Origin of the sequence: Bartonella tribocorum, from assembly GCF_002777915.1 — a bacterium.
Taxonomy (GTDB): domain Bacteria; phylum Pseudomonadota; class Alphaproteobacteria; order Rhizobiales; family Rhizobiaceae; genus Bartonella; species Bartonella tribocorum_A.
Window position 1 is genome coordinate 1 of sequence record NZ_NJGE01000082.1, and the last position, 801, is coordinate 801.

1 pseudogene is annotated in these 801 nt (G+C 39.5%); it reads right to left on the reverse strand.

What is annotated here, in order from left to right:
• A pseudogene (locus tag CER18_RS09770) lies at positions 1–801 on the reverse strand (Vomp family autotransporter); the annotation flags it as partial.

Below are 801 nucleotides of genomic sequence, written 5' to 3' on the forward strand. Positions count from 1 at the left end.
AGGGTGCGGTTCTCTTTATTCTTATTTTGAAGGTTAATTATTGTACCACCTGTTTCGTGACCAATGGTAATATGATCACCCTCTTTCTCTTGCTTAACAAGACTATCGCTTATAACCTTGCCAATCTCCTTGTGAACTTCATTGTGAATATTCGTGATAGAACTACCAACATCAGTCAAAGCTTCTGCTACATTATCATACTTCCCTTCGGTCGCTGTACCTTCTGTATCAATTTTTTTAACCTTGAAGYTTGGAGCTGTCCACTTTCCTTCTGCATAGCTAGCACCACCGCCTAAATAGGTTGCAACAACCTTATTGGTTTCAAATAGCTGAGAGCCATTCACAGCATCCGTTGAATCTTCAGTGATGTTACCATTCGCAAGAGACGTGATCTTGCTATTTGCTTTTTCCTCGCCATGCTGCGCTACAAAGGCCTTTTCTTTTTCATTCCAATTTAAAGAATCCTGTGCAACGCCTTCTGAAACTTCCTTAATACGATCATTAACATTCTTAATATTCGTATCAAGTCCAGTAAATGCTGAGCCAACATCATTGAAGGAATTGTTTGTTACCTTACCATCAGCATCGACATTGGATAATTTATAGGTTGGCTGTGTGAAACCACCATCTTTAAAGGCTGATTCACCTCCTAAGAACTTGGCAATATTTTCACCGATCGTATTAATCTGGCCACCTGTGATTGCATCATGGGAATTCTGAACAATCTTACCATCAGCAACATTATGAAGTCCCACTGGAGAAGAATCTTTACCCTTACCCAAAGTCACATTTGTATAATCA